This is a genomic window from Pseudomonas sp. TE3911 (genome assembly GCF_054062775.1).
Genome location: NZ_JBSSFP010000001.1, coordinates 1,337,452 through 1,364,082, shown reverse-complemented (window position 1 = coordinate 1,364,082; position 26,631 = coordinate 1,337,452). Strand labels below are relative to the sequence as shown.

At 62.1% G+C, this 26,631-nt stretch carries 24 protein-coding genes; 11 read left to right on the top strand and 13 right to left on the bottom strand.

The window, feature by feature from the left end; genetic code table 11:
* Window positions 1-149: 149 nt before the first annotated feature.
* The gene (locus tag ACVWXD_RS06320) at window positions 150-770 is read right to left on the bottom strand and encodes a TetR/AcrR family transcriptional regulator (protein WP_032889933.1); all 621 of its coding nucleotides are present in this window, start codon (window positions 768-770) and stop codon (window positions 150-152) included.
* Between the two features lie 116 nt (window positions 771-886).
* Between ACVWXD_RS06320 and copC the strand changes: the two genes are divergently transcribed.
* The 9 genes from copC to ACVWXD_RS06275 all read left to right on the top strand — a co-directional run bounded on the left by copC (window position 887) and on the right by ACVWXD_RS06275 (window position 9,363).
* A complete protein-coding gene (gene copC / locus ACVWXD_RS06315) occupies window positions 887-1,252 on the top strand; it encodes a copper homeostasis periplasmic binding protein CopC (protein ID WP_032889934.1) in 366 nt (121 codons plus the stop codon).
* 3 nt (window positions 1,253-1,255) lie between these two features.
* Window positions 1,256-2,113, top strand: coding sequence for a copper homeostasis membrane protein CopD (copD, locus tag ACVWXD_RS06310; protein ID WP_457370789.1), 858 nt, complete (start codon window positions 1,256-1,258; stop codon window positions 2,111-2,113).
* Between the two features lie 257 nt (window positions 2,114-2,370).
* Window positions 2,371-3,633: an OprD family porin gene (locus ACVWXD_RS06305; protein WP_032889938.1), complete on the top strand. Its 1,263-nt coding sequence runs from the start codon at window positions 2,371-2,373 to the stop codon at window positions 3,631-3,633.
* A 223-nt stretch (window positions 3,634-3,856) separates the two neighbouring features.
* Window positions 3,857-4,675 carry an NAD-dependent epimerase/dehydratase family protein gene (locus ACVWXD_RS06300; RefSeq protein WP_032889940.1) on the top strand — a complete coding sequence of 273 codons (819 nt, stop codon included), beginning with the start codon at window positions 3,857-3,859 and terminating at the stop codon, window positions 4,673-4,675.
* Window positions 4,676-4,705: 30 nt separating this feature from the next.
* A complete protein-coding gene (locus ACVWXD_RS06295; RefSeq protein WP_457370788.1) occupies window positions 4,706-5,581 on the top strand; it encodes an SMP-30/gluconolactonase/LRE family protein in 876 nt (291 codons plus the stop codon).
* A gap of 56 nt (window positions 5,582-5,637) precedes the next feature.
* The gene (locus ACVWXD_RS06290) at window positions 5,638-6,600 is read left to right on the top strand and encodes a TRAP transporter substrate-binding protein (protein ID WP_032889942.1); all 963 of its coding nucleotides are present in this window, start codon (window positions 5,638-5,640) and stop codon (window positions 6,598-6,600) included.
* Between the two features lie 63 nt (window positions 6,601-6,663).
* On the top strand, window positions 6,664-7,191 hold the full coding sequence (locus tag ACVWXD_RS06285; protein ID WP_032889944.1) for a TRAP transporter small permease: 528 nt from the start codon (window positions 6,664-6,666) through the stop codon (window positions 7,189-7,191).
* A 1-nt stretch (window position 7,192) separates the two neighbouring features.
* Window positions 7,193-8,473 carry a TRAP transporter large permease gene (locus ACVWXD_RS06280; protein WP_032889946.1) on the top strand — a complete coding sequence of 427 codons (1,281 nt, stop codon included), beginning with the start codon at window positions 7,193-7,195 and terminating at the stop codon, window positions 8,471-8,473.
* A complete protein-coding gene (locus tag ACVWXD_RS06275; protein ID WP_401380114.1) occupies window positions 8,473-9,363 on the top strand; it encodes an aldose 1-epimerase in 891 nt (296 codons plus the stop codon). Before ACVWXD_RS06280 ends, ACVWXD_RS06275 begins: the two co-directional genes overlap by 1 nt.
* Before the next feature lie 189 nt (window positions 9,364-9,552).
* Here ACVWXD_RS06275 and ACVWXD_RS06270 read toward each other — a convergent pair whose 3' ends face one another.
* The 12 genes from ACVWXD_RS06270 to pedF form a co-directional block, all read right to left on the bottom strand.
* The gene (locus ACVWXD_RS06270; protein WP_032889950.1) at window positions 9,553-10,698 is read right to left on the bottom strand and encodes an HlyD family secretion protein; all 1,146 of its coding nucleotides are present in this window, start codon (window positions 10,696-10,698) and stop codon (window positions 9,553-9,555) included.
* A complete protein-coding gene (locus tag ACVWXD_RS06265; protein ID WP_032889953.1) occupies window positions 10,695-12,341 on the bottom strand; it encodes an MFS transporter in 1,647 nt (548 codons plus the stop codon). The genes ACVWXD_RS06270 and ACVWXD_RS06265 overlap by 4 nt, the downstream gene beginning before the upstream one ends.
* A 180-nt stretch (window positions 12,342-12,521) precedes the next feature.
* Window positions 12,522-14,000: a DASS family sodium-coupled anion symporter gene (locus tag ACVWXD_RS06260; RefSeq protein WP_032889954.1), complete on the bottom strand. Its 1,479-nt coding sequence runs from the start codon at window positions 13,998-14,000 to the stop codon at window positions 12,522-12,524.
* 79 nt (window positions 14,001-14,079) lie between these two features.
* Window positions 14,080-15,450, bottom strand: a complete 1,371-nt coding sequence (locus tag ACVWXD_RS06255; protein ID WP_032889957.1) for an ATP-binding response regulator — start codon at window positions 15,448-15,450, stop codon at window positions 14,080-14,082.
* Window positions 15,434-16,597: an alcohol dehydrogenase-like regulatory protein ErcA gene (gene ercA, locus ACVWXD_RS06250; protein ID WP_032889958.1), complete on the bottom strand. Its 1,164-nt coding sequence runs from the start codon at window positions 16,595-16,597 to the stop codon at window positions 15,434-15,436. Before ercA ends, ACVWXD_RS06255 begins: the two co-directional genes overlap by 17 nt.
* Window positions 16,598-16,724: 127 nt before the next feature.
* Window positions 16,725-16,796, bottom strand: coding sequence for a pyrroloquinoline quinone precursor peptide PqqA (gene pqqA, locus ACVWXD_RS06245; protein ID WP_010209364.1), 72 nt, complete (start codon window positions 16,794-16,796; stop codon window positions 16,725-16,727).
* 240 nt (window positions 16,797-17,036) lie between these two features.
* Window positions 17,037-18,557, bottom strand: a complete 1,521-nt coding sequence (gene exaC / locus ACVWXD_RS06240; RefSeq protein WP_032889961.1) for an acetaldehyde dehydrogenase ExaC — start codon at window positions 18,555-18,557, stop codon at window positions 17,037-17,039.
* Window positions 18,558-18,678: 121 nt separating this feature from the next.
* Window positions 18,679-20,454, bottom strand: coding sequence for a PQQ-dependent methanol/ethanol family dehydrogenase (locus tag ACVWXD_RS06235; RefSeq protein WP_457370787.1), 1,776 nt, complete (start codon window positions 20,452-20,454; stop codon window positions 18,679-18,681).
* A 107-nt stretch (window positions 20,455-20,561) separates the two neighbouring features.
* Window positions 20,562-21,491: a quinoprotein relay system zinc metallohydrolase 1 gene (locus tag ACVWXD_RS06230; RefSeq protein ID WP_401380121.1), complete on the bottom strand. Its 930-nt coding sequence runs from the start codon at window positions 21,489-21,491 to the stop codon at window positions 20,562-20,564.
* Between the two features lie 16 nt (window positions 21,492-21,507).
* The gene (locus ACVWXD_RS06225) at window positions 21,508-22,257 is read right to left on the bottom strand and encodes a quinoprotein dehydrogenase-associated SoxYZ-like carrier (RefSeq protein WP_181643857.1); all 750 of its coding nucleotides are present in this window, start codon (window positions 22,255-22,257) and stop codon (window positions 21,508-21,510) included.
* A gap of 9 nt (window positions 22,258-22,266) precedes the next feature.
* The gene (locus ACVWXD_RS06220) at window positions 22,267-23,142 is read right to left on the bottom strand and encodes a substrate-binding periplasmic protein (protein WP_181643858.1); all 876 of its coding nucleotides are present in this window, start codon (window positions 23,140-23,142) and stop codon (window positions 22,267-22,269) included.
* A gap of 3 nt (window positions 23,143-23,145) precedes the next feature.
* Window positions 23,146-23,607, bottom strand: a complete 462-nt coding sequence (pedF, locus tag ACVWXD_RS06215; RefSeq protein WP_032889971.1) for a cytochrome c-550 PedF — start codon at window positions 23,605-23,607, stop codon at window positions 23,146-23,148.
* 255 nt (window positions 23,608-23,862) lie between these two features.
* Here pedF and exaA point away from each other — a divergent pair, with 255 nt between their 5' ends.
* A complete protein-coding gene (gene exaA / locus ACVWXD_RS06210) occupies window positions 23,863-25,755 on the top strand; it encodes a quinoprotein ethanol dehydrogenase (RefSeq protein ID WP_032889973.1) in 1,893 nt (630 codons plus the stop codon).
* A gap of 191 nt (window positions 25,756-25,946) precedes the next feature.
* On the top strand, window positions 25,947-26,594 hold the full coding sequence (locus tag ACVWXD_RS06205; protein WP_181640446.1) for a pentapeptide repeat-containing protein: 648 nt from the start codon (window positions 25,947-25,949) through the stop codon (window positions 26,592-26,594).
* Window positions 26,595-26,631 lie beyond the last annotated feature (37 nt).

The following is a 26,631-nucleotide window of genomic DNA, read 5'->3' as shown; positions in this document are numbered from 1 at the left end:
CACAATGGTCTGCATTCTTTCAGACAAAATGCAGTAAAGCCCCCTCCCACAGTTGTCTGCATTCTTTCAGACAAAATGCAGTAAAGGTGGGAGGGGCGGTGCGACAATTCGACTTGCCCCCGATGAGGCCCTAAGCCCCACCACACCACTCAAGGCTCCAACCCAATCCCGCGCAAAATCACACCTGTCACCGTCTGGATCGCCTTCTCGAACTGCATATCCGACAACGGCTGGTGATCATTCAAAATCTTCACTTGGTGGTCAAAGTCGGCATAGTGCTGGGTCGATGCCCAGATCATATACAGCAGGCTCGATGGCTCCACCGGCAGGATGCGTTTGTCTTCCACCCACTGGCGAATTTTCGCTTCCTTCATCTTGGCCCAGTCGTACAGGCTCTCGTCCAGCGCCTCACCGAGTGTTGGCGCGCCGTGGATAATTTCGTTGGCCCAGACCTTCGAACCATAGGGCCGCGTGCGTGAGCGCTGCATCTTGGCGCGGATGTAACTGCTGAGGACCACACGCGGGTCATCGAAGGTTTCGAAGCTCAGGGCGTCCTGTTTCCACACCTCCAGCAGGTCGAACAGCACGGCGCTGTACAGTTCGCTTTTGGTGGTGAAGTAGTAATGCAGGTTAGAGCGCGGCAGTTGCGCTTCTTCAGCAATGTCGGCCATGGCGGTGCTGCCGTAGCCTTTCTCGGCGAAGATTTTCTCCGCCGCCAGCAGGATTTTTTCGACGTTGATCCGACGAATTCCGATCTTGTGATTGCCCATAAGGGCTCCCTGACAAAGACATACGCCAAAGACTACCACCCGCTCTAGATCGGGGCGACAGGCGCAGTCGAAACTTCGTACACTGCCCGCTCCTAACCATTGATGGGTATTGCACAATGTTGATCAAGAAAACCCTGACCACTGTCGCCCTGCTCGCCTCCCTGCTGGGTGCCTCCGCAGCATTTGCCCATGCTCATCTCAAAAGCGCCACGCCTGCGGCAGACAGCACTGTAACGGCCCCCCAGGATCTGCGCCTGACCTTCAGCGAAGGCATCGAAGCCACCTTCACCAAGGTATCCCTGAGCAAGGACGGCACCGAAATCGCCATCAAGGGCCTGGATACCGAAGGCGCCGACAAGAAAACCCTCGTAGTCACCCCGGCCGCGCCATTGGCGGCCGGTAACTACAAGGTGGTGTGGAATGCCGTCTCGGTCGACACCCACAAGAGCAACGGCGAATACAGCTTCAAGGTCGGCCAATAATCCATGGCGACGCTGCTGGTGCTGTGCCGCTTTGTGCATTTCATCGTCGTGTTGCTGATGTTCGGGGCCTGTGTGTTCAGGCCCTGGCTCCTGGGCGCCAAACCGCAGCCCGTGCTGGACCGACAATTGTTGCGCCTGACCCGTGGCCTGGCATGGACTGCCCTCGCGTCGGGTGTGATCTGGTTAATGTTGATCACCGTCAGCATGGCGGGCTCATGGGCGGCAGCGTTGGAACCGTCGACCGTGAAGTTGGTGCTGGGCAAGACCTTTTTTGGCCAGGTATGGACCTGGCATCTGATGTTGAATGGGTTGCTGGCCATCGCCCTGATGACCGAGTGGAAGGCCCCGCGCCTGCCGCTGATCACACTCTTGCTGATGACCCTCGCGCCGGTCGGCCATGGCGCCATGCTCGACGGGCTGAGCGGGCAGCTGTTGATCCTCAACCAGGTGGTGCACCTGATGTGCGTCGGTGCATGGTTGGGTGGGTTATTGCTGCTGGTTATGATCCTCAGGCAATCGAACCGTGATGAGCTGGCACCTGTCCTGCGTCGTTTCAGCGGCGTGGGCTATGGCCTGGTCGCGGGCCTGCTGGTGACTGGCTTGATCAATGTGCGCGTACTGACCGGGCAACTGTGGCCCACGCCGTTGTTCAGTGGTTTTTCCCTGATTCTGTTGATCAAGGTGATGCTGGTGTTGGGCATGTTGGCCCTGGCACTGCTGAACCGGCTGCGCCTTGATCGTTGCGAACAGCAGTTGGGCAGTTTGAAGGTCAGCGTGATGGTGGAGTGGCTGCTGGGTGTTTGCGCAGTAGCCGCTGTTTCGCTCCTCGGCACTTTGCCGCCGATGGTCCTGGCTGACTGAATATACAAGGGGCGGTGCGACGATTCGCCTGGCTTCCGATGGCGGTGTATCAGCGACATCATCTGCGGCTGACCCACTGCTATCGGGGGCACGTCGAATCCTCGCACCGCCCCTCCCACATTGACTGTTCCCGCCTTCACTTAGTCATCGTATAACTTCTGCTTGACACTCCACGAAAACCCCGCAAATATCCGCCCTGGTGTTGTACGACGACGTATAACAAATAATAAAAACAACAAATCAAAGGGAGCGTCACTGTGAGTCAATTCGCCCGTAATTCCTCGTCGTGTATCGGCCTTATCGGTCTCGGCGGCCTGGCCTTCACCCTGCCCCTCATCACCCACGCCGAAGGTTTTGTCGACGACGCCAAAGCCACGCTCAACCTGCGCAACGCCTACTTCAACCGCAACTTCACCAACCCGGCAAACGCCCAGGGCAAGGCCGAAGAGTGGACGCAGAGTTTCATTCTCGATGCCAAGTCGGGCTTCACCCAGGGCACGGTGGGTTTCGGCCTTGATGTGTTGGGCCTGTATTCCCAGAAACTGGATGGCGGCAAAGGCACTGGCGGTACCCAATTGCTGCCAATCCACGATGACGGCCGCCCCGCCGACAACTTCGGACGCCTGGGTGTGGCGCTGAAAACCCGACTGTCGAAGACCGAACTGAAGGTCGGCGAATGGATGCCGGTGCTGCCGATCCTGCGTTCCGACGATGGTCGCTCCCTGCCCCAGACCTTTCGCGGCGGCCAGGTGACGTCCAACGAGATCGCCGGCCTGACCCTTTACGGCGGCCAGTTCCGTGGCAACAGCCCGCGCAACGACGCGAGCATGGAAGACATGTTCATGAACGGCAAAGCGGCATTCACCTCCGACCGGTTCAACTTCGGCGGCGGCGAATACAGCTTCAATGACAAGCGCACCCAGGTCGGCCTGTGGTACGCCGAACTGAGCGACATTTACCAGCAGCGCTACGTCAACCTCACCCACAGCCAGCCGGTAGGCGACTGGACGTTGGGCGCCAACCTCGGTTTCTTCAGCGGCAAGGAAGACGGCAGCGCCCTGGCCGGCGACCTGGACAACAAGACCACCTTCGCCCTGCTCTCGGCCAAATACGGCGGCAACACCTTCTATGTGGGCCTGCAAAAACTCACCGGCGACAGCGTGTGGATGCGCGTCAACGGCACCAGCGGCGGCACCCTGGCCAACGACAGTTACAACGCCAGCTATGACAACGCCAAGGAAAAATCCTGGCAGGTGCGACATGACTTCAACTTCGTGGTGCTCGGCGTACCGGGGCTGACCCTGATGAACCGCTACATCAGCGGCAGCAACGTGCACACCGGGGCGATCACTGATGGCAAGGAGTGGGGGCGTGAGTCGGAGCTGGCCTACACCGTGCAGAGCGGTGCGTTGAAGAACCTGAACGTTAAGTGGCGGAACTCGACCATGCGTCGGGATTTCAGCACCAACGAGTTCGACGAAAACCGGATCTTTATCAGCTATCCAATCTCCCTGCTGTAGAGCTCAGTCTCCCAGCCCAAGAAAATCCCCTGTGGGAGGGGGCTTGCTCCCGATGGCGGTGGGTCAGTAGCAGATGCATTCACTGGCACGCCCTCATTGAGGGCAAGCCCTCTCCCGCATTTTGCTCCGCACTCTGTCCGCAAGAACGTTGACAACCTGGGGGCTCCCTAACAATACTTCGGCATAGTCATACGACAACCTACAACAAAAATTTGGAATCCCCATGACCACGACCACCCCCGCTCCCTTCAACCGCCTGCTGCTCACCGGTGCCGCCGGTGGCCTCGGTAAAGTCCTGCGCGAGCGCCTGCGCCCTTACGCCCAAGTACTGCGCCTGTCCGACATCGCCGCCATGGCCCCGGCTGCCGATGCCTCGGAGGAAGTCCAACCGTGCGACCTCGCCGACAAACAAGCCGTGCACCACTTGGTGGAAGGCGTCGACGCCATCCTGCACTTTGGCGGTGTCTCGGTGGAGCGTCCGTTTGAAGAAATCCTCGGTGCCAATATCAGCGGCACATTCCATATCTACGAAGCCGCCCGCCGCCATGGCGTGAAGCGCGTGATCTTCGCCAGCTCTAACCATGTGATCGGCTTCTACAAGCAGACCGAAACCATCGACGCCCATTCCCCACGCCGCCCCGACAGCTACTACGGCCTGTCCAAGTCCTATGGCGAAGACATGGCCAGCTTCTACTTCGACCGCTACGGCATCGAGACCGTGAGCATCCGTATCGGCTCCTCGTTCCCGGAACCGCAGAACCGCCGGATGATGCACACCTGGCTGAGTTTCGACGACCTCACTCAACTGCTCGAACGCGCGTTGTACACGCCGAACGTCGGCCACACCGTGGTCTACGGCATGTCGGATAACCTCGACACCTGGTGGGACAACCGCCACGCCGCACACCTGGGTTTTGTGCCCAAGGACACGTCCGAAGTGTTCCGCGCCCAGGTCGAAGCCCAGCCGCCAGTGGCAGCCGATGACCCGGCCAAGGTCTATCAGGGTGGCGCATTCTGCGCAGCCGGACCGTTCGGTGACTGAGTTCACATCAACCCAAGGGAATGAGTTGCCATGACTGCTGAATTGATCGTCGACGCCCGCAATGCCGTGGGCGAATGCCCGGTATGGGTGCCTGAGGAAAACGCGCTGTTCTGGGTGGACATTCCCAACAGCGGCCTGCAGCGCTGGAGCGCCGGCAACGGCCATGTCGCCGCCTGGAAAGCCCCGCAGATGCTTGCCTGCATCGCCCGCACCAATGCGGGCAATTGGGTCGCAGGCATGGAAACCGGCTTTTTCCAACTCACCGCACACAACGACGGCAGCCTCGACACCACCCCTCTGGCCAGTGTCAAACACCCGCGCCCGGACATGCGCCTGAACGATGGCCGCTGTGATCGCCAGGGCCGTTTCTGGGCCGGCAGCATGGTGCTCAACATGAGCGCCAATGCGGCGCAAGGCATCCTCTACCGTTATGCGTCCGGTTCAGCGCCCCACGCCCAACTTGACGGGTTCATCACCCTGAATGGCCTGGCCTTCAGCCCCGATGGCCGCACGATGTACGCCTCCGATTCCCACCCGCTGGTGCAGCAGATCTGGGCCTTCGACTACGACATCGAGACCGGCACGCCGTCCAATCGCCGCGTGTTTGTCGACATGAACCATTTCCTGGGTCGACCCGACGGCGCCGCGGTTGACGCCGAAGGCTGCTACTGGATCTGCGCCAACGACGCCGGTTTGGTCCACCGCTTCACCCCCGACGGTCGCCTGGATCGCTCCCTGAGCGTGCCGGTGAAAAAACCCACCATGTGCGCCTTCGGCGGCAGTCGGCTGGACACCCTCTTCGTCACCTCGATCCGTGATGACCAGAGCGACCAGTCCATCGCCGGCGGCGTGTTTGCGCTCAACCCCGGCGTCACCGGATTGCCGGAGCCCACCTTCACCCTCTAGCTGCATCGCTGTGCCTTGAATACAACAATAAAATAACAAGACAGGAGTGACCCCCAATGGACTTCAAACGCACCTTGCTCGCCGCCGCAGTGTTCACCCTCAGCAGCGCCGCTCACGCGCTGGAAATCAAATTCGCCGACATCCACCCCGCTGGCTACCCCACCGTGGTGGCCGAAGAAAACATGGGCAAGGCGCTGACCAAGGAAAGCAACGGCGAACTCACGTTCAAGTACTTCCCGGGCGGCGTGCTGGGCTCCGAGAAAGAAGTGGTCGAACAGGCCCAAGTGGGCGCCGTGCAGATGACCCGCGTCAGCCTCGGCATCGTCGGGCCGGTGGTGCCGGACGTGAACGTCTTCAACCTGCCGTTCGTGTTCCGCGACCAGGCGCATATGCGCAAGGTCATCGACGGCGAGATCGGCGATGAAATCCTCGCCAAGATCACCGACTCCGAGTTCGGCCTCGTGGCCCTGGCCTGGATGGACGGCGGCACGCGCAACCTTTACACCAAGAAACCGGTGCGCAAGATCGAAGACCTCAAGGGCATGAAGATCCGCGTGCAGGGCAACCCGCTGTTCATCGACGCCTTCAACGCCATGGGCGCCAACGGCATCGCCATGGACACCGGCGAGATCTTCAGTGCCTTGCAGACCGGTGTCATCGACGGCGCGGAGAACAACCCGCCCACCCTGCTGGAACACAACCACTTCCAGAACGCCAAGTACTACACCCTCACCGAACACCTGATCCTGCCTGAGCCCATCGTGATGTCGAAAATCACCTGGAACAAACTCACTCCCGCCCAGCAGGACATGGTGAAAAAAGCCGCCAAAGTCGCCCAGGCCGATGAGCGCGTGCTGTGGGACGCCAAGTCCGCCAGCAGTGAGGAAAAACTCAAGAAGGCCGGGGTCGAGTTCATCACCGTCGACAAAAAGCCCTTCTACGACGCCACCGCCGCGGTGCGAGCCAAGTACGGCGCGCCTTACGCCGACATCATCAAGCGTATCGACGCCGTTCAGTAACGCCCCATTCCCTGACAAGGCCTGGCGCGGTCGGCATCGACGCGCCCGGTGACGGTGAACGCCATGAAGAATCTACTGCTGCGCATCAACGACCGTATCTACATGACCTGCATCTGGGTCGCCGGTCTCTCGGTCCTCGGGGTCGCACTGATCATTCCCTGGGGCATCTTTGCCCGCTACATCCTCGGCACCGGTTCCAGCTGGCCGGAGCCCACCGCTATCCTGCTGATGCTGGTGTTCACCTTTATCGGCGCAGCCGCCAGTTATCGTGCCGGGGCGCACATGTCGGTGGCCATGGTCACGGACCGCCTGCCACCTGCCCAACGCCGAATCGTCGGCATTTTCTCGCAACTGCTGATGGCGACAATCTGCCTGTTCATGGCGATCTGGGGCACCAAGTTGTGCCTGTCCACCTGGAACCAGTTCATGAGCGCCATCCCCACCCTGCGCGTGGGTATCACCTATATGCCGATCCCCATCGGGGGCGTGCTGACGCTGATTTTCGTGCTGGAAAAACTGCTGCTGGGTGACCAGAGCAACCGGCGCGTGGTGCGCTTCGACCTGGTAGAAGAAAACGAAGGGGCTGCCTGATATGGACGCATTGATTCTGCTGGGCAGCTTTATCGCCCTGATCCTGATCGGCATGCCGGTGGCGTATGCCCTGGGGCTGTCGGCGCTGATCGGCGCGTGGTGGATCGATATCCCGTTCCAGGCCCTGATGATTCAGGTGGCTGGCGGGGTGAACAAGTTTTCGCTGATGGCGATACCGTTCTTTGTGCTGGCTGGGGCGATCATGGCCGAGGGCGGCATGTCGCGGCGGCTGGTGGCGTTTGCCGGGGTGCTGGTGGGCTTTGTGCGCGGCGGGCTGTCCCTGGTGAACATCATGGCCTCGACGTTTTTCGGCGCGATCTCCGGCTCGTCGGTGGCGGACACCGCTTCGGTGGGCTCGGTGCTGATTCCAGAAATGGAGCGCCGTGGCTATCCACGGGAATTTGCCACGGCGGTGACCGTCAGCGGCTCGGTGCAGGCCTTGCTCACGCCACCCAGCCACAACTCGGTGCTCTACTCCCTGGCGGCTGGCGGCACAGTGTCCATCGCTTCGCTGTTCATGGCCGGCGTGGTGCCGGGCCTGCTGATGAGCGCGTGCCTGATGGTGCTGTGCCTGATCTTCGCGAAGAAACGCAACTACCCCAAAGGCGAAGTCATCCCCCTGAAGCAGGCGCTGAAGATTGCCGCCGATGCGCTCTGGGGCCTGATGGCCATGGTGATCATCCTCGGCGGCATCCTCTCGGGCATCTTCACTGCCACCGAGTCCGCCGCGATTGCGGTGCTGTGGGCGTTCTTCGTGACCATGTTCATCTACCGCGACTACAAGTGGCGCGAGCTGCCCAAGCTGATGCACCGCACGGTGCGCACGATTTCCATCGTGATGATCCTGATCGCCTTCGCCGCCAGCTTCGGCTACATCATGACCCTGATGCAGATCCCGGCGAAGATCACCACGCTGTTCCTGACGCTGTCGGACAACCGCTACGTGATCCTGATGTGCATCAACGCCATGCTGCTGTTGCTCGGCACGGTGATGGACATGGCGCCGCTGATCCTGATCCTCACGCCGATCCTGTTGCCGGTGGTGTTGGGTATCGGCGTCGACCCGGTGCACTTCGGCATGATCATGCTGGTGAACCTCGGCATTGGCCTGATCACCCCGCCGGTGGGCGCGGTGCTGTTTGTCGGCGCAGCGGTGGGCAAAACCACCATCGAGAAAACCGTAAAGGCGCTGGTGCCGTTTTATGCCGTGCTGTTCCTGGTGCTGATAGCAGTGACGTACATTCCAGCATTGTCGCTGTGGCTGCCGAGCGTGGTGCTGTAATGCTGATTGAACTTGAAGACAACCTGACCCACCTCACCTTGAATCCGGCCGTGGGCGGCAGCATCGTCAACTGGACGGTGCGCGCCACCGGGCAGCCGTTGCTGCGCCATAACGATGAGCAGGCGATCCATACCGGTTTGCCGGGCAAGCTGGGGTGCTATCCGTTGGTGCCCTGGTCCAACCGCATTGCCCAAGGCGGTTTCGATAACCCCGACGGTTGGCTGGTGCTCACGCCTAACAGCCTGACCGATGCGCTGCCGATTCACGGTTCGGCCTGGCAACAAGCGTGGCAGGTGGTCAGCCAGTCGGCAGATGAAGTGGTGCTGGAGGTGGTCTGCGAGACGCCTTTTGCCTATCGCGCCGAGCAGCGGATTCACTTGAGCGATGGGGCCTTGCGTATCGAACTGCGCGTGACCCATCTGGCCGAAACAGCGGCGTGGCATGGCGTGGGCTTGCATCCGTACTTTCCGCGTCGGCCGGGTACCCGGTTGCAGGCCAAGGCCGCGCAAGTGTGGATGAGTGACGCGTCCAAGCTGCCGACCGGCTTGGCACCGGTGCCGGACGAGTGGGATTTCCAGGAAATGAATGCCCTGCCCCAAGGCTTGGTGGACAACGGTTTTTGCCAGTGGGACGGGTATTGCCGGATCGAACAGCCGGACCTGGGCTATGCGCTGGAATGCCAGGCCAGCGGGGCCGATTACTTCCTGCTGTACTGCCCGCCGGGGCTGGGGTTCTTTTGCATCGAGCCGGTGAGTCATCCGGTGAATGCTCATCACCTAGCGGGACGACCGGGCCTGAAACTGCTGGAACACAATCAGTCGGTCCAACTCAACTTCACCCTGAAATACATTCAAAATGTGGGAGGGGGCTTGCCCCCGATGGCGGCCTGACAGCCGAACAGGATGCTGGAACAGACCGAGTACATATCCATTATTCAGCCAACGGCCGCTATGGGTTCCGCCCTTACGGCGGCTCGCTTCGCATCGTGATTACCGTTGACTGCTATAAAGTTGTGTAAATACCTATAGTATCGGGGGCAAGCCCCTCCCACAGTTTTGATTTAGGTTTTGTCAGTGATGTCAGGGTGGAGAGTTTTTCAGACGCCCAGCCGTATCGATACTCACGACAACCGACAACCCCGGCCGCAACCGTTCGCTCTCAGCCTGATCCGGGTCCACCGTAATCCTTACCGGCACGCGCTGGGCAATCTTCACAAAGTTGCCCGTCGCGTTGTCCGCCTGCAACAGGCTGAACTCCGAGCCGGTGGCCGGCGAAATATGCTGCACCGTGCCATGAAACTTGCGGTGGTTCAGCGCATCCACGGTAAAGGTCACCGGCTGGCCGACCTGCACATTGTCCATTTGGGTTTCTTTCATATTGGCAATCACCCACAGCTGCTTCGGCACCAGTGCCATCAGCTGCGCGCCAGAGTTGACGTAGGCACCGAGGCGCACGCCAATCTGCCCCAACTGACCGTCGCGGGGTGCGGTGATGCGGGTGTTGGACAGATCGATCCGCGCCAATTCCACCGCCGCATCGGCACTCGCCACCGCCGCTTCCAGGGAGCCGCGATTGACGATCACCGTCTGCAAATCCTGCCGCGCGATTTCCAGGCTAGCCTGGGCTTGGGCGACGGCGGCGACCGTCTGCGCATTGGCAGCACGGGTCACGTCCAGCTCGCGCTTGGACACCGAACCGTCGCTGATCAGCTCCTCGTTACGACGCAAATCCGCAGTGCTTTTACGCGCCTGTGCCTGGCTGTCTACCAGCGCAGCCTGGCGTAACTTGATGGTCGCTTCGGCGCTGTTGCGCTGCTGCACCACATTGGCCAGCGAGGCCTTCTGCACCGCCAGTTGCGCCAAGGCTTGGTCCAGGCGCTGCTTGTAGATGCGGTCATCAAGGCGCACCAACAAGTCACCGGCCTTGACGTACTGGAAGTCCTGCACTGGCACCTCGAACACATAGCCGCTGAGCTGCGGGCCAATAATCGTCACTTGGCCACGTACCAGGGCGTTTTCAGTGGTTTCCACCGCACTGCTGAACGGCGGCAGTTGCCAGGCATACAGCACGATCAGTACCCCGACGATGGCAATCGCGGCGAAACCCATGGACGAAAGGATGCGCACGCGCAATGAGCGCGGCTCGGTGACCGTGGCGCCGGGCGGCATGGTGCCTTCCGGGGTGGATGCAATGGCGGTGGTGGTGGTTGTCGAAGGTTCGGTCATGAAGGTGCGCCGCTGGGTTGAACGGGAGGGGCTGCTGCTTGGGTGGTGCTCATCAGCCACAGACTGCGAATAAATATCCAGAGCATGGTCAGGATCGCGATGATCGCAATCAGCATGAACACATCGTTGTAAGCCATGACATTCGCTTCACGGGTGGCCGCCGTGGCCAAGCTGCGGATACCCATCAGGTTGCGCAGCTCGGGGTCGGCAATGACACCGCCATAGGCCGAGCCACCGCTGCTCACCCGCGCGGCCACACGCGGGTCGAGCAAGGTCAAGTGTTCGACGATCATGCTGGAATGAAACTTCTCGCGCACGACCTGGAACGTTCCCAGCAACGCGGCTCCAATCAGGCCGCCGAGGTTCTGGCAAATGCCGAACATCACCGAAAAACTCACCAGATTGCGCGGGTTCGTCAGCACGTTCTTGGTGCCCAACACCATGGTCGGTCCCAGGAAAAAAGTGCCGCCAAAGCCCAACAGGAACTGGCTGATATACAGGTTTTCGGGCCGGGTCAGGTTGCTGGAGAAACTGTCCATCACCGAGCCCGTGGCCATCAGCGCCAGGGAGATCACCAGCGGCATCAGCAGGTGAGCCGGGTTGATCGTCAGCGCACTGACCGCCAGCCCGCTGATCGCGCCGGCCAGCATCACCACGTACAGCGTATGCATCTGCTGGTAGCTCATGTTCAACATCTGCATGAACCCGACCGCACCGGTGGACTGCTCCGACAGCACCATGCGAATCAGGATCACCGCCAGTGCCAGGCGAATCATGGTGCCGCTGCCCAGCCAACGGGTCATCAACATCGGGTTGGCGCGGTTATGCTCAATGGCCAGGCCGGCCATGATCAACACCAGGGAACAGGCTGACGCGATACCGATCCACGGGGCCTCCAGCCACCAGTCGATGCGCCCCAGGGACAGCACCGCACAGAGCAACGCCACGCCGGTGGCGAGGATGCCGAAGGTCAGGAAGTCGAGTTTCTCAAAGGTCTTGAAGCGGTCACCCGGCGGCAACTTGAGCAAGAACACACAACCCAGGCAGATCAGCGCCATCCCCAATTCAAACAGATACAAACCGCGCCACTCGGCGATTTGCAGCAAATCTTCGGAGAACAACCGCGCCAGCGGCAACGCCAACTGCGCCGTGCCCAACCCCAGCACCAGGGCTTTGAGTCGCCACTTGGCGGGGAACGCCTGGATCATGTAGTACAAGCCCAACGAACTCAGGGCCGCGCCCACCATCCCATGGGCCGCCCGCACCGCGATGGCCGAACTGAGATCGTTAACGAACAAGTGGCCGAAGGTCACCAGCGCGTACAGCACCAGGAACACCTCGGTGAACACGCGCAGGCCGAACTGCTGGCGGAACTTCACCAGCAGCAGGTTCATGCACACGTTGGTCATCACATAGGCGGCGGGCAGCCAGGCCATTTCCGCTGTGGTCGCGCCGAGGGCGCCTTGCAGGTATTGCAGGTTGGCGATGACCAGGGCATTTCCCAGGCCGCCAGTGATCGCGACCAGCACACCGACCAGCGCATACAGCCAACGCTTGTGCGTAGGGTGCCACGGCGTCGACGGCGAACCGGGCAGGCTCGGGCGCTCGTGGGGTTCCCAGGTGTGGGGGGTGTATTTATCCATTCGATGACCTAGATGACCCGACGGGTGAGGTCGGTAAAACCATTACTCAGAGTAGTAAACCTGAGCGGGGTTCATCTTGCCATCTTGGGCATGGAATTGATGCCTGGAGCGGGTACGGTCAAAAGTCGGAGGGGGCTTGCTCTCTTTGGATTGCATGCCCATCCAGAACCGCCTTCCCGATCAGATCCACCCCAACCAACTCCAGTAAGTCGCCGCAAACACCAACATCAGCCCATACCCGATCACCGTCACCAGGATCCCCACCTTGGCGAACTGCCGCGCCGTAAACGTCCCAGTCCCCAGGCACACCATATTCTGCGGCGCATTAATCGGCAGGATAAACCCGTAGCTCATCACAAACCCCAGCAGCATGGTCATCCCCAACCGGTTGAACTCCCCGGGCAAGGTCTGCAACACCGCAATCAGGATCGGCAGCAGCGCCGAGGTCAGCGCCGTGGCGCTGGCAAAGCCCAGGTGGATCACAATCAAAAACGCTCCCAAAATCGCAAACACCCCCAACGGCCCGACCTGATCCAACCCGGTATGCGCCACCACTTGGGAGCCCAGCCACTGCCCGGCTTGGGTCGTCAGCAACGCGGTGCCGAGGCTGATGCCCACGCCGAATACAATCACCGTGCCCCACGGAATACGCGACTGCACATCCTTCCAGGTCATCACACCGATCCCCGGCAACAGCAGGAAGACCAACCCGGCGTAGGTGGTCGAGGTGGTGTCGAAAGGGTGCAGGCGCCCTTCCGTCGCCCACGCCAACAGCAACAGCACCGACACGGTGAGCAAGCGCTTCTGCGGGCCGGTCATCGGGCCGATGTCCACCAGGGACTGGGCCACGGCCTCCTTGCCACCGGGGATGCTGTCGGTTTCCGGCGGCAGCAGCTTGATCACCAGGAACAGCAACACCGCCGACATGATCACCGCCCACGGCGCGCCGGCGATCAGCCAATCGATCCACGACACGCGCTGGCCGAGCATCTTGTCCATAAAGCCCACAGTCAGCAGGTTTTGCGCGGCGGCGGTCTGGATGCCGACGTTCCAGATGCTGGTGCCCTGGGCCACCACGATCATCAGGCCGGCGGCAATATTGGAGCGCTTGTCCACGCCAAACGCGGCGACCACGCCCATCATGATCGGCACCACACAGGCGCTGCGCGCGGTGGCACTGGGCACCACGAGGCTGAGCAGGATGGTCACCGCAATCGCCCCCAGCAGAATGCCGCGGGTGCTGGTGCCGACGCGGGTCAGGGTCACGAGGGCGATGCGCCGGTCGAGGCCGGTGTGGGTCATGGCCGCCGCAATGAACAACGCGCCCGCCACCAAGGCCAGTGCCGGGTTGGAAAAGCCGGTGAGCGCCATGCTGATGGCCGGGCTGGAGCCGATCAGGTGGGCGGGGTCTTGCAGCGACGGCGCCGTGCCCAGCAAAAATGCCATGAGCGAGGTAATCATGATCGCGCTGGCTTCATAGGACACCGCCTCGGTGATCCACACCACCACGGCAAACGCGAGGATCGCCAGCATGCGCTGCCCGGCCACCGGCAGATCGGCGGGCAGCGGCAACAGCAGCACGCCGACCATCGCCAGTACGCCGATCACCAGGCCCAGGGGCAACTTGAAGGATGCTGCGGTTGTTGCGGGGGCGTTCATGGCGGGCTCCGTCGTGCTCTAAATCAGGCAGGCAGCATGGGGCAAAGCGCCGCAACGGGTGTTGACGGGTATCAAGGCCCTAGGTCAATAACTGGCTCAATACCGCCCGCAACTTGCCGGGCTTGAGCGGTTTGTTCAACAACGGCGCGTCAAGGCGGCGCAGCACACGACGGCATTGGTCGGTGCGGTCGGCGGTGATGATCACGGCCGGGATCTTTTGCGCGAAATGCTCGCGCAGATGCTTGACCACCGCAGCGCCCACCACGCCGTGGTCGAGGTGGTAGTCGGCGAGGATCAACTCCGGCGCCCTGCCCTGCAACGCCAGTAACGCGCCGGCCTGGTCGGTGGCGGTGACCACCTCACAGCCCCACTGCACCAGCAGCGCGCGCATGCTTTCGAGGATGCTCACCTCGTTATCGATCACCAGCAAACGCCGCCCCGGCAGCGGGTTGCCCGTGGTCGGCAGCACCGGCAGTTGGCTGATCGCCAGGGGCATCTCTTCGCTGATGGGCACCTCGATGCTGAACATCGAGCCACGCCCCGGCCACGAACGGACCGCCACCGGGTAGCCGAGGATCTCGGCGATACGCTCGACAATCGCCAGGCCCAGCCCCACGCCTTTGCGATCCGAGGCGCGGCCGACGTCGAGCTGGTTGAATTCGAGGAAGATCGCGTCGAGCCGGTCGGCCGCGATGCCGCGCCCGGTGTCCCACACCTCCAGGCGCAGGCGGTCGCCACGGCGGCGCGCGCCGAGCAGGATGCAGCCCTCGTCGGTGTAGCGGCAGGCATTGCTGAGGAAGTTACGCAGGATCCGCGTCACCAGGCGCAAGTCGGTGCGAATCGCATAATGACCGGTACGCGCACGCAGGTTCAGCCCGGCCGCCAGCGCCACCGACTGGAACTCCGAGACCAGCGGCGCAAACAGTTCATCCAGGCGATACAGCGCCACGTCGGGTTTGACCGCCGCCTGGTCGAGCCGCGAAATATCCAGCAAATCGGTGAGTAAATCTTCTGCGCCTTCCAGCGCCTGGTGAGTACGCTCCACCAGCACCTGCTCGACGCTGGGCAAGTTGCGTTCACGCAGGGTGGAGATCAGCAGCCGCGCCGCGTTCAGCGGTTGCAGCAGGTCATGGCTCGCGGCGGCGAGGTATTTGTCCTTGCTGCGGTTGGCAGCCTCCGCGGCGTCGCGCGCATCGCGCAACTCCTGCTCGACCTGCTCACGCTGGGCGATCTGCTGTTGCAGGTTGCGGTTGGCTTCCAGCAGCTCATCGGTGCGCGCGGCCACGCGCTGTTCCAGCTCATCGTTGAGACGGATATAGCGGTTGCGCTCCGCCTCCAGCTCGTCGAGGCGCGCGGTGAGTTCCGGGTAGTGACTCTTGCGTGCCGAGTGATTGCCCAGGCCCAGCAGCCCGGCCAGTGCTTGTTGCTGGTCGTCAGAGCGCTTCGCCATAAACAACCTCGACGTCACGCTGGCTGGACTCACGAGGGTTGGTGAGGATGCAGGGGTCGTCCATCGCATGCTCGGACAGGAACGGAATATCCGCCACGCGCACCCCATGCAGACCCAGGGTTTCGTGGAAGCCAATGGCATGTTTGAGCGCGATCAGGTGGTCGACCAATCGTCCGCAGATCTGTCGATGGTTGAGGCCACGGCAGTCAATGCCAAAGGTCTCGGCAATCACCTTGAAGCGCTCCGGCGCCGAGTTGTAGTTGAACGCCACCACATGCTCCACCAGCACCGCGTTGCACAAACCGTGGGGCAAATCGAGAAAGCCGCCGAGGCTGTGGGACATGGCATGCACGGCGCCGAGGATCGCGTTGGAAAACGCCAGGCCCGCCTGCATGCTGCCGAGCATGATTTTCTCGCGCAGGGCAATGTCCGTGGGGTTGGCGATCATCTGCACCAGGTTGCCGTTGATCAGGCGCATGGCTTCCAGCGCATGGGGGTCGGTCAGTGGGCCGTGGCCGGTGGACACGAACGCCTCGATGGCATGCACCAGCGCGTCGATGCCGGTACAGGCGGACAGGAACGGGTCCATGCTCGCCGTGGTTTCCGGGTCGATCAGCGACACATCCGGCACCACCGCCTTGCTGACGATGGAGAACTTCATGCGCTCCTGCTGATTGGAAATGATCACGAACTGCGAGACATCCGCCGACGTACCGGCGGTGGTGGGGATCAGGATCAACGGCGGGCTGGGCACACGAATGGTGTCCACGCCCTCGAACTCAAGAATGCTACGCCCATGGGCGACCACAATGCCGATGGCCTTGCCGCAATCCATCGGACTGCCGCCGCCGATGGCCACGATCACGTCGCAATGGTTTTCCCGATACACCTCGGCGCCGAGCATTACTTCTTCGACGCGCGGATTGGGCGACACAGCGCTGTACAGGCAGTAGTCGATACCGATGGCTTGCAGGCTGGCTTCCACATCCGCCACCCAACCGGCAGCGATCACACCGGGGTCGCTGACGACCAGCACCTTGCGCGCACCGAAGGTCTTGGCATAGTTACCGACGTTGTGCCGGCAGCCGGCACCGAAGATGATTTCAGGCGAGACGAATTTACGCAGGAGGCTCAGATTGGGGCTCATTGGAAAGCCTGTTCTTATTATTTTTGGGAGATGCGCTTCACACTAACCCATTCGCAGGCGAATGCAATCAGACCAAAGGGTCATTCCCAATACGGCACCGGCCAGCGCGAGGCTGGCCGGAGATGGATCAACGGCTGGCGAAGTACATGGTCACTTCGAAGCCGATACGCAGGTCGGTGAAGGCGGGTTTGGTCCACATGGGGAGAGTCCTCTTGTTGTGCCGGAAGATTCCGGTAGAGGCATTAATGCATGGGGGGATGGGGGTGCGAATGCTACTTTCGAAGTAGCTCGCACCCGCATTGGTAGCGGGTATACGCCGATCAAAATGTGGGAGGGGGCTTGCTCCCGATAGCAATGTGTCAGCCACATCACTGTTGACTGACCCACCGCCATCGGGAGCAAGCCCCCTCCCACAGGGGACCGCGTTGCAATGCGAGGGTTAGAAGAAACCCAATGGATTGATGTCGTAGCTCACCAGCAAATTCTTGGTCTGCTGGTAGTGATCGAGCATCATCTTGTGGTTCTCACGCCCCACGCCCGACTTCTTGTAGCCGCCAAACGCCGCATGCGCCGGGTACAGGTGATAACAGTTGGTCCACACGCGGCCAGCCTTGATCGCCCGGCCCATGCGGTAGGCGCGGTTGATGTCGCGGGTCCACAGCCCGGCGCCGAGGCCGAATTCGCTGTCGTTGGCAATCGCCAGGGCTTCGGCTTCGTCCTTGAAGGTGGTGATACCCACCACCGGGCCGAAGATTTCTTCCTGGAACACGCGCATCTTGTTGTGGCCCTTGAGCAGGGTCGGCTGGATGTAATAACCGCTGGACAGGTCGCCTTCCAGGCGCTCGGCCGCGCCGCCGGTGAGCAGCTCGGCGCCCTCTTCCTGGGCGATCTTGAGGTAGGAGAGGATCTTGTCGTATTGCTGCTCGGACGCCTGGGCGCCGACCATGGTCTCGGTATCCAACGGGTTGCCGCGCTTGATCTTGACGATCTTCTTCATCACCACTTTCATGAAGTCGTCGTAGATCGACTCCTGCACCAGCGCCCGCGACGGGCAGGTGCACACTTCGCCCTGGTTGAAGAACGCCAGCACCAGGCCTTCGGCGGCTTTTTCGATGAATTGCGGCTCGGCCTGCATGATGTCTTCGAAGAAGATGTTCGGCGACTTGCCGCCCAGTTCCACGGTAGACGGAATGAGGTTCTCGGCGGCCGCGTGCATGATGTGCGCACCGATTGGGGTCGAGCCGGTAAAGGCAATCTTGGCGATGCGCTTGCTGGTGGCCAGTGCCTCCCCGGCTTCGCGGCCAAAGCCCTGCACGATATTCAGCACGCCCGGTGGCAGCAGGTCATTGATCAGCTCGGCAAACACCATGATCGACAGCGGCGTCTGCTCGGCCGGCTTGAGCACGATGCAGTTACCGGCAGCGAGGGCCGGGGCGAGTTTCCAGGCGGCCATCAGCAGCGGGAAGTTCCACGGAATGATCTGCCCGACCACGCCCAATGGCTCATGGAAGTGATAGGCCGCGGTGTGTTCGTTGATCTCGGCGGCGCCGCCTTCCTGGGCGCGGATGCAGCCGGCGAAGTAGCGGAAGTGGTCGGCGGCCAGGGGCACGTCAGCGTTGAGGGTTTCGCGCACGGCCTTGCCGTTGTCCCAGCTTTCGGTCACGGCCAGTACTTCGAGATTCTGCTCGATACGGTCGGCGATTTTCAGCAGCACCAGGGAGCGATCCTGGGGCGACGTCTTGCCCCAGGCGTCAGCGGCGGCATGGGCGGCGTCGAGGGCTTTGTCGATATCGGCAGCGTTGGAGCGCGGGAATTCGGCGATCGCTTCACCGGTCACTGGCGAGGTGTTGGTGAAATACTCACCGCTCAGCGGGGCGACGAACTCTCCGCCGATGTAATTACCGTAGCGCTGCTTGAAGCTGACGATAGCGCCAGGGGTGCCAGGTTGTGCGTAGATCATGTTAAAGCCTCTGTCTGGGTCCGGGCCTGTCGGTCAACAGGCGATGACCCGATAGTAAAGAGCCCCCGTTGCCGGGCGAATGCGCCGTTGGCAGGGGGGCACTTGTCATTTGGTCGTAGATTCAGTGTTTGGCGACCAGCTCTTTGGGCAGCTTGAAGGTCCAGAGCATGCCGCCCTGGTTGAAGTCCTTGATGCGCTTGGCCACCTCACCGCCCCACAACGGCACCGCGCCGCCCCAGCCGGAGAGCACCGAGACGTACTGTTCGCCGTCCATTTCCCAGGTCACAGGCGAGCCGAGTACACCGGAGCCGGTCTGGAATTCCCAGACCTTCTCGCCAGTCTTGGCGTTGAATGCTTGCAGGAAACCTTCCGGCGTACCGGTGAACACCAGGTTGCCCTTGGTGGTCAGCACCCCGCCCCACAGCGGCGCGAAGTTCTTGTGGCGCCAGACTTCCTTACCCGTCTTAGGATCGATGGCGCGCAGTACGCCGATGTAGTCTTCGTTCAACGGCTTGATAGTGAAGCCCGCGCCGAGGAACGCCGCGCCTTTCTTGTAGGCGATACCTTCGTTCCAGATGTCCATGCCCCACTCGTTGGACGGCACGTAGAACAGCCCGGTGTCACGGTTGTAGGCCATCGGCATCCAGTTCTTCGCACCGAGGAACGCCGGTGCGACAAACACCGAAGTGCCCTTGGTTTCGCTGCCCGGCGCACCTGGGCGGCTGGCTTCGTTGTAGATCGGACGACCGTCCTTATCCAGGCCGGTGGCCCAGGTGATCTTGTCGACAAACGGGAAGCCACGGATGAACTTGCCGTTGGTGCGATCGAGCACGTAGAAGAAGCCGTTGCGGTCGGCGGTGGCCGCCGCTTTGACTTCCTTGCCACCTTCGGTGTAGTTGAAGGAGACCAGCTCGTTGACGCCGTCATAGTCCCAACCGTCGTGGGGCGTGCTCTGGAAGTGCCACTTGATGGTGCCGTCGTCCGGGTTCAGCGCCAGGCGCGAGGACGAGTAAAGGTTGTCGCCAGGGCGCAGGTGCGAGTTCCACGGCGCCGGGTTGCCGGTGCCGAACAGCAGCAAGTTGGTTTCCGGGTCGTAGTAGCCGCCCAGCCACGGTGCCGCGCCGCCGGTTTTCCACAAATCCCCCGGCCAGGTCTTGCCCGCCTCGCCGCCGGAGATGCCGTTTTCCACAGCCTTGCCGTCTTTGTAGACATAACCCATATGGCCTTCGACCGTCGGGCGGCTCCACAGCAGCTCGCCGTTTTTCGGGTCATAGGCCTGGATCTTGCCCACCACGCCGAATTCGCCACCGGCCACGCCGGTGATCAGCTTGCCGTTGACCACCAGGGGCGCGGCGCTGATCGAGTAGCCTTCCTTGTGATCGGCGACCTGCTTGCTCCACACCACTTTGCCGGTGTCTTTGTTCAGCGCCACCAGCTTGGCGTCGAGGGTGCCGAAGAACACCAGGTCGCCGTACAGCGCCACGCCACGGTTGATCACGTCACAGCACGGGCGGATGTCATCGGGCAGACGCGCATCGTACTGCCAGAGTTTCTTGCCGGTGCGCGCATCCACCGCGAACACCCGCGAGTAGGAACCGGTGAGGTACATCACCCCGTCCTTGATCATCGGCTGCGCCTGTTGCCCACGCTGCTTTTCGCCGCCAAAGGAAAACGCCCAGACCGGGCGCAGTTCCTTGACGTTGTCGACGTTCAGGGTGTCGAGGGGGCTGTAGCGCTGGCCCTGCACGCCCAGGCCGTTGGTGACGATCTGCCCGGGGTTTTTCGGGTCCTGGAGGATGTCCTCATCGGTGACCGAGGCCATGGCCTGGCCGGATAACAGGATGGCACCGAGCAACACACTCAAGGCGAAGGGTTGGCGACGTGCGGGTTGGGTCATGACGGCTACCTCTGCGGTTTTTTGTTATACCCGGGAAATTTTCCCGGTCTGGTGCAGATTCTTGGGCGCAGGGGCCATTGTCACAATTGACCGCAGTATCGAGTTTGCTAGTTCCTTAGTAGCGGTTGCATCTGCTCGCGCTCGTAACGCGGGTACAGGTGGCTGACGCTGCGGATCAGTTCATAGCGGCTCAGGCTGATCGCGGCGAAGCGTTCGGGGATGGGGCTGCGGATCATCTCGGCCATGTCGTTGCCCTTGGCAGCGCCGTCACGCAGCAGTTGATCGAGCCAGGTCAGGTAGTCGCGCATTTGCGTGAAGGGTTGCGCGTCGCTGGCCACCGGGCCATGGCCCGGCACGATCAGGGTCCAGGGCAAGGCTTGCAGGGTGCCGAGGTCGGCCAGCCACACCGCCAGCCCCGGGCTGTTGGGGGTGGTGAGCGCGCGTTGGTAAAACACCATGTCGCCGGCGAACAGCACGCCGGTGCTCTGGTCGAAGATCGCCAGGTCGGCGCCGGTATGGCCGGTGAGCGCGAGCAGGCGCAAGTCGTGGCCGCCGACGCTCAGCACACCGGGTTCCAGCACCTGAGTGGGCAACACCACCTCAGTGCCGCGCATCCAGTCGCCGACCATGCGGTAGAGGTTTTCCGCCATGCCGTCGCCCTGCTCATGCAGCAGCCGCGTGGTCTCGGCCAGGGCGCCGATGGGCACGTCCTTGAAGGCCTGGTTGCCCAGCGCATGGTCAGGGTGATGGTGGGTAATCAGCACCTGGATCACCGGCTTGGGGGTGACGCGGGCGATGGCCTCGCGCATCGCTTCGCCGTAGCGCCGCGACGGCCCGGTGTCGATCACCACCACGCCGGCCTCGGTGACGATGAAGGCGGTGTTGACGATATTGCCGCCATTGGCCTTGGCAAAATTGTCAGTGCTGCCTTCGAGTAGCCAGGTGTCGTCGGCGATCAGCCGGGGCTTGAGGGCGTAGTCGAGATCTGCCAGGGCGGGCAAGCTCAGGCCCAGGCACAACAATAGAATCCAGCGCATGCCGCGCTCCTTCTGGTCAGGGGATGGCCGCGTCGAACTCGTTGCCGCTGTTGTCACGCAGCACCAGTCGGGTGGGCCCCGGCGCGTCGATGTCGAAGGCCAGGTTGGGGTTCTCGCTAACCGCCGGGAACAGCTCAAGATCAGCCAGCACTTGGCCGTCCTGGTCGCGCAGTTGCGCATGGTTGATAAAAAACTCGGGGATGCCGCTGACCATGCCGTTGTCCATCGGGTGCGCCACCTGCACACGCACGCGGCTGAACTCACCACGCGGGTAACGGCCGCCGAGCACTTCGCCGATGTGCTCTTCCCAGCCCGGCTGGGTGCGTACCACGCTGGGCGCGGTGCAGCCGCCACCGGCCGCGTCGATCAGGGTCGAACCCACATGCCACAGGCCGTCATCGGTGAGCACCGCCGCACGCAACGGCGTGGCCTGCTCGATACGAATCCGCAGCGACAGCCACGGCAGCACGCCGGCCTTGGGCTGGAAGTCGACGATTTTCGGCAATGGGTTGAGCTCGGCCCAGGCGAGGATTTTCACCACATGGCCGTTGAAGGCGCGGGCGTCGATTTCCAGCGGCACCTGGCGCGCATCTTCGGCGAACGGCGGCGCGAGCAGCTTGACTCGGTCGTCGAACACGAACGGCGCCTGCGCCAGGAACTGCTTGTGATAGAAGTCCCACATCACCGACGGCACCGGGTCGACCTCCACGGCGTGAGCCGCCAGCGGCAGCCAACACGCCAAGATGCAGCTCAGTCGCCAGTTCATCGCCTGCTCCTATTGATACATCTCGGGGACTTCGTACTGCAGGCCGTAACGGGCATAGATGGCTTGCACCGCGCCGTCGCGGATCAGGCCTTCCAGCGCCTCTTCCACCGCGTAGGCCAACTGGCGATTGCTCTCGTGTACCGCCATGCCGATCTCCCAGCGTTGCTTGCCCATGTTCGGGTAGGCGTTTTCGGCGAGGGCCAGTTGCGGGTCGTGGGCTTCATGCACCTGCCAATCGACTTCGCCGCGCATCGCCATCACCGCATCGACCTCACCGGCTTTCATCGCCGCAAATGCCTGGGGGACGTCGGGGTAGTGATGGGTCTTGGCGGCAAGCATGCCGTTGAACACCGAGGTGAGGTAGAACGACGGCACGCTGTCGACTTCGACGCCAATCGGGTGCTGCTCGAACACCGCCACGCTGGCGACCGTGTCCAGGCGCCGACGGTCATAGGCCACCTGCCATTGTTCGTTCTGGTACGGCCCGAACATCACCACATGGCCGTTTTCCAGTTCGCCCTGGTCGTTGCGCTTTTGTGCGTAATCGCGATCGTAGGGCGCGCGCATCATCAGGTCGGCCAGTTGCTGGTTGTGCAACTGGCTGCCGCGCCAGATGTAGTCGCGCAGGTCGTCATCGAGCTTCTCGCCGGCCGGCGCCCAGATCAACTTGAGCTTTACCCCCAGCGCCGTGGCCAAGGCCTGGGCCAGTTCCACATCGACCCCCCGCGCGTTGGCGCCGTCTTCGAAACTGTAGGGGGCGAAGTCCTTGTACACCGCCACCTTGATTTCGCCGTCAGCGATCATCTGGTCATAGCTGCGCACCTGCGCCTGTGCCGACTGGCAACACAGCAGGGCCAGGCCAAGCACATAAGCGAACAGGCGCATGGCTTACTCCTCGACGTGCACGCTGTCCAGGTAGGTGCGCACCGCCCACAAGGCTTCCTGGCTCAGGTAGTCGGCCATTTTGGGCATGTACACGCGGCCGTCACGCACCGCGCCATGGCGCACACGCTCGACGAACCACTCATCACCGGCTTCGCCCACATCGAGCATGCGCAGGTCGGGGGCGATACCACCGGACTTGGCTTCCAGGCCGTGGCAGGCGGCGCAGTTCTGGTTGTAGGCGGACGAGCCGATTTCCACGGCCCGATCGTGTTCCGGTGAGGTGCGGTACGGATTGACCGCCGCCCAGCCGTCTTCGTTGACCGGCACGCCGGCGTCCTTGATCGAAGTCAGGCCCTTGGTTTCCACCGCTTGCGGGACCACGTTGCCATGGGCCCAAACAGAGCCGGCGCCGAATACACCCACCAACAGGCCAGCCACGAGCCAGGCATTGTGTTTTGTTGTCATTATTTTTGCCCTCAGGATTGCACGCAAAACCTCATTGCAGAGGCTATGGCAACCATCTTAGAAACCCCGAGGCATGGGCCGTATGCTGCTTTGGTGGCCGCCCTCTCCTCCCTTGGTAGTAGGGCTTGTGGGGCACACCTAAAACAGCGGCGGTCCGGGAAGTCTTCCCGGCCACAGCGGGACTTTTTCCGTATCCGCCCGGCGCCCCGGCGTTCCACCCTGTGCAGGCCAAAACCTCCACTGGGAACTGCAACCATGACAATAAGATCGCTACCCGCCCGCTCACCTTTAAGCCTTGCCGTGCAAGCCTTTATGCTGGTGGGCAGCCTGTCCCTCAGTGCTGCAACCTTCGCAGCCGCCGAGCCTGCCAAATCGACACGCAACGTCACCTGGGAAGACATTGCCAACGACCACCTGACCACCAAGGACGTGCTGCAATACGGCATGGGCACCAACGCCCAGCGCTGGAGCCCGCTGGCCCAGGTCAACGACAAGAACGTGTTCAAACTCACCCCGGCTTGGTCCTATTCCTTTGGCGACGAGAAACAGCGCGGCCAGGAATCCCAGGCCATCGTCAGCGACGGCGTGGTGTACGTCACCGGTTCCTACTCCCGCGTGTTCGCCCTGGATGCAAAGACCGGCAAGCGCCTGTGGACCTACAACCACCGCCTGCCCGACAACATTCGCCCGTGCTGTGACGTGGTCAACCGCGGCGCGGCGATCTTCGGCGACAAGATCTACTTCGGCACCCTCGACGCGCGCCTGATCGCCCTCGACAAAAACACCGGCAAAGTGGTGTGGAACAAGAAATTCGGCGACCACGCCGCCGGCTACACCATGACCGGCGCCCCGGTGCTGATCAAAGACAAGGTCAGCGGCAAGGTGCTGCTGATCCACGGCAGCTCCGGCGATGAATTCGGCGTGGTCGGCCAGCTGTTTGCCCGCGACCCCGACACCGGTGAAGAAGTGTGGATGCGCCCGTTCGTGGAAGGCCATATGGGCCGCCTCAACGGCAAGGACAGCACCACCACCGGCGACGTCAAGGCCCCTTCGTGGCCGGATGACCCCACCACCGAAACCGGCAAGGTCGAGGCCTGGAGCCACGGTGGCGGCGCGCCTTGGCAGAGCGCAAGCTTCGATGCCGAGACCAACACCATCATCGTCGGCGCCGGCAATCCTGGCCCGTGGAACACCTGGGCACGCACCGCCAAGGACGGCAACCCCCACGACTTCGACAGCCTCTACACCTCGGGCCAGGTTGGCGTCGACCCGAGCACCGGCGAAGTGAAATGGTTCTACCAGCACACCCCGAACGATGCCTGGGACTTCTCCGGCAACAACGAGCTGGTGCTGTTCGACTACAAGGACAAGGACGGCAAAGTGGTCAAGGCCACCGGCCACGCCGACCGCAACGGCTTCTTCTACGTGGTGGACCGCAACAACGGCAAGCTGCAGAACGCCTTCCCGTTTGTCGACAACATCACTTGGGCCAGTCATATCGACCTGAAGACCGGGCGTCCGGTGGAAAACGAAGGCCAGCGTCCGGCCAAGCCATTGCCGGGTGAAACCAAAGGCAAGCCGGTGGAAGTCTCGCCGCCGTTCCTGGGTGGCAAGAACTGGAACCCCATGGCCTACAGTCAGGACACCGGCCTGTTCTACATTCCGGGCAACCAGTGGAAAGAGGAATACTGGACCGAAGAGGTCAACTACAAGAAGGGCTCGGCCTACCTGGGCATGGGTTTCCGCATCAAGCGCATGTATGACGACCACGTCGGCACCCTGCGCGCGATGAACCCGACTACCGGCAAGGTGGTGTGGGAGCACAAGGAAGCCTTGCCACTGTGGGCCGGCGTGTTGGCCACCAAGGGCAACCTGGTGTTTACCGGCACCGGCGACGGTTTCTTCAAGGCCTTCGACGCCAAAACCGGCAAGGAGCTGTGGAAGTTCCAGACCGGCAGCGGCATCGTCTCGCCGCCGATCACCTGGGAACAGGATGGCGAACAGTACATCGGCGTGACCGTCGGCTACGGCGGCGCGGTGCCGTTGTGGGGCGGCGACATGGCCGAGCTGACCAAACCGGTGGCGCAAGGCGGGTCCTTCTGGGTGTTCAAGATCCCGAGCTGGGATAACAAAACGGCCCAGAAGTAACCCTTCAGGAAATGCCGGGCCGCGTTTTTTTGTGGTGAGCGGGCTTGCCCCGCGTTCGGCTGCGCAGCAGTCGTAGAACCTGAGCGCACGCAGGTGCTGGAGGAATGCCAGGGCCGCTTCGCAGCCCAGCGCGGGGCAAGCCCGCTCACCATAACAATTCCGCTCACCACAGTATCTCCAGAGGTCTCGCAATGAACTACCTGCCCTTGCTACTCCTGTTATCCCTACCCCTGGTCCACGCCGACGATGGCGACGACGCCCCGTTGATCGTCAACGGCTGCACCATCGCCGAACACAGCCAATGCCCCGGCGCCAACCTCAAGGGCGCCAACCTTCGAAATCAGAACCTGAGCAAAATGAACCTGGCAGGCGCTGACCTGCGCGATGCAGATCTGCGCCATGCCAACCTCGACCTGGCCAACCTGGAAAAGGCCCAGCTGCAAGGCGCCAACCTGACCCGCGCCAGCCTGCAACAAAGCAACCTGCGCCTGGCGGACTTTAGCGGTGCCACGCTGATGGCGATCCAGGGTTGGGGCCTGTTCGCCCAAGGCGCGCAGTTCGAAAACGCCAACCTCAGTGCGGCCTACCTGCAATTTGCACGGCTGTCAGGGGCCAAAATGCACAAGGCCAACCTGCGTGCGGCCGACCTGGAGATGACCTGGCTGAGCAAGGCCGACTTGCAAGGTGCTGACCTCAGCGACGCCAATCTGCAGGAAGCGAAGTTCGGCGAGAGCAACCTTGAAAACGCCACGCTAACCGGTGCGCGGCAACATTATGGGAATTTTCAGGATGCCAATATGGAGGGCTGCCAGGATTGCCCAACGACCTGGGATCGCTGAAACGACGCCCCTCCCACAGTGGGTTTGTGCACACCCA

Excerpts from the sequence above, each read along its gene's own strand:
- ercA (WP_032889958.1), bottom strand. The coding sequence starts at position 16,597 with ATGAGCCCCAATCTGAGCCTCCTGCGTAAATTCGTCTCGCCTGAAATC.
- ACVWXD_RS06220 (WP_181643858.1), bottom strand. The coding sequence starts at position 23,142 with ATGCGCCTGTTCGCTTATGTGCTTGGCCTGGCCCTGCTGTGTTGCCAG.
- exaA (WP_032889973.1), top strand. The coding sequence starts at position 23,863 with ATGACAATAAGATCGCTACCCGCCCGCTCACCTTTAAGCCTTGCCGTG.
- ACVWXD_RS06285 (WP_032889944.1), top strand. The coding sequence starts at position 6,664 with ATGAAGAATCTACTGCTGCGCATCAACGACCGTATCTACATGACCTGC.
- ACVWXD_RS06255 (WP_032889957.1), bottom strand. The coding sequence starts at position 15,450 with ATGGCGAAGCGCTCTGACGACCAGCAACAAGCACTGGCCGGGCTGCTG.
- pedF (WP_032889971.1), bottom strand. The coding sequence starts at position 23,607 with ATGACAACAAAACACAATGCCTGGCTCGTGGCTGGCCTGTTGGTGGGT.
- ACVWXD_RS06235 (WP_457370787.1), bottom strand. The coding sequence starts at position 20,454 with ATGACCCAACCCGCACGTCGCCAACCCTTCGCCTTGAGTGTGTTGCTC.
- ACVWXD_RS06230 (WP_401380121.1), bottom strand. The coding sequence starts at position 21,491 with ATGCGCTGGATTCTATTGTTGTGCCTGGGCCTGAGCTTGCCCGCCCTG.
- ACVWXD_RS06260 (WP_032889954.1), bottom strand. The coding sequence starts at position 14,000 with ATGAACGCCCCCGCAACAACCGCAGCATCCTTCAAGTTGCCCCTGGGC.
- ACVWXD_RS06320 (WP_032889933.1), bottom strand. The coding sequence starts at position 770 with ATGGGCAATCACAAGATCGGAATTCGTCGGATCAACGTCGAAAAAATC.
- ACVWXD_RS06290 (WP_032889942.1), top strand. The coding sequence starts at position 5,638 with ATGGACTTCAAACGCACCTTGCTCGCCGCCGCAGTGTTCACCCTCAGC.
- copD (WP_457370789.1), top strand. The coding sequence starts at position 1,256 with ATGGCGACGCTGCTGGTGCTGTGCCGCTTTGTGCATTTCATCGTCGTG.
- ACVWXD_RS06270 (WP_032889950.1), bottom strand. The coding sequence starts at position 10,698 with ATGACCGAACCTTCGACAACCACCACCACCGCCATTGCATCCACCCCG.
- ACVWXD_RS06280 (WP_032889946.1), top strand. The coding sequence starts at position 7,193 with ATGGACGCATTGATTCTGCTGGGCAGCTTTATCGCCCTGATCCTGATC.
- ACVWXD_RS06225 (WP_181643857.1), bottom strand. The coding sequence starts at position 22,257 with ATGAACTGGCGACTGAGCTGCATCTTGGCGTGTTGGCTGCCGCTGGCG.
- ACVWXD_RS06300 (WP_032889940.1), top strand. The coding sequence starts at position 3,857 with ATGACCACGACCACCCCCGCTCCCTTCAACCGCCTGCTGCTCACCGGT.
- ACVWXD_RS06265 (WP_032889953.1), bottom strand. The coding sequence starts at position 12,341 with ATGGATAAATACACCCCCCACACCTGGGAACCCCACGAGCGCCCGAGC.
- ACVWXD_RS06295 (WP_457370788.1), top strand. The coding sequence starts at position 4,706 with ATGACTGCTGAATTGATCGTCGACGCCCGCAATGCCGTGGGCGAATGC.
- ACVWXD_RS06275 (WP_401380114.1), top strand. The coding sequence starts at position 8,473 with ATGCTGATTGAACTTGAAGACAACCTGACCCACCTCACCTTGAATCCG.
- copC (WP_032889934.1), top strand. The coding sequence starts at position 887 with ATGTTGATCAAGAAAACCCTGACCACTGTCGCCCTGCTCGCCTCCCTG.
- ACVWXD_RS06205 (WP_181640446.1), top strand. The coding sequence starts at position 25,947 with ATGAACTACCTGCCCTTGCTACTCCTGTTATCCCTACCCCTGGTCCAC.
- exaC (WP_032889961.1), bottom strand. The coding sequence starts at position 18,557 with ATGATCTACGCACAACCTGGCACCCCTGGCGCTATCGTCAGCTTCAAG.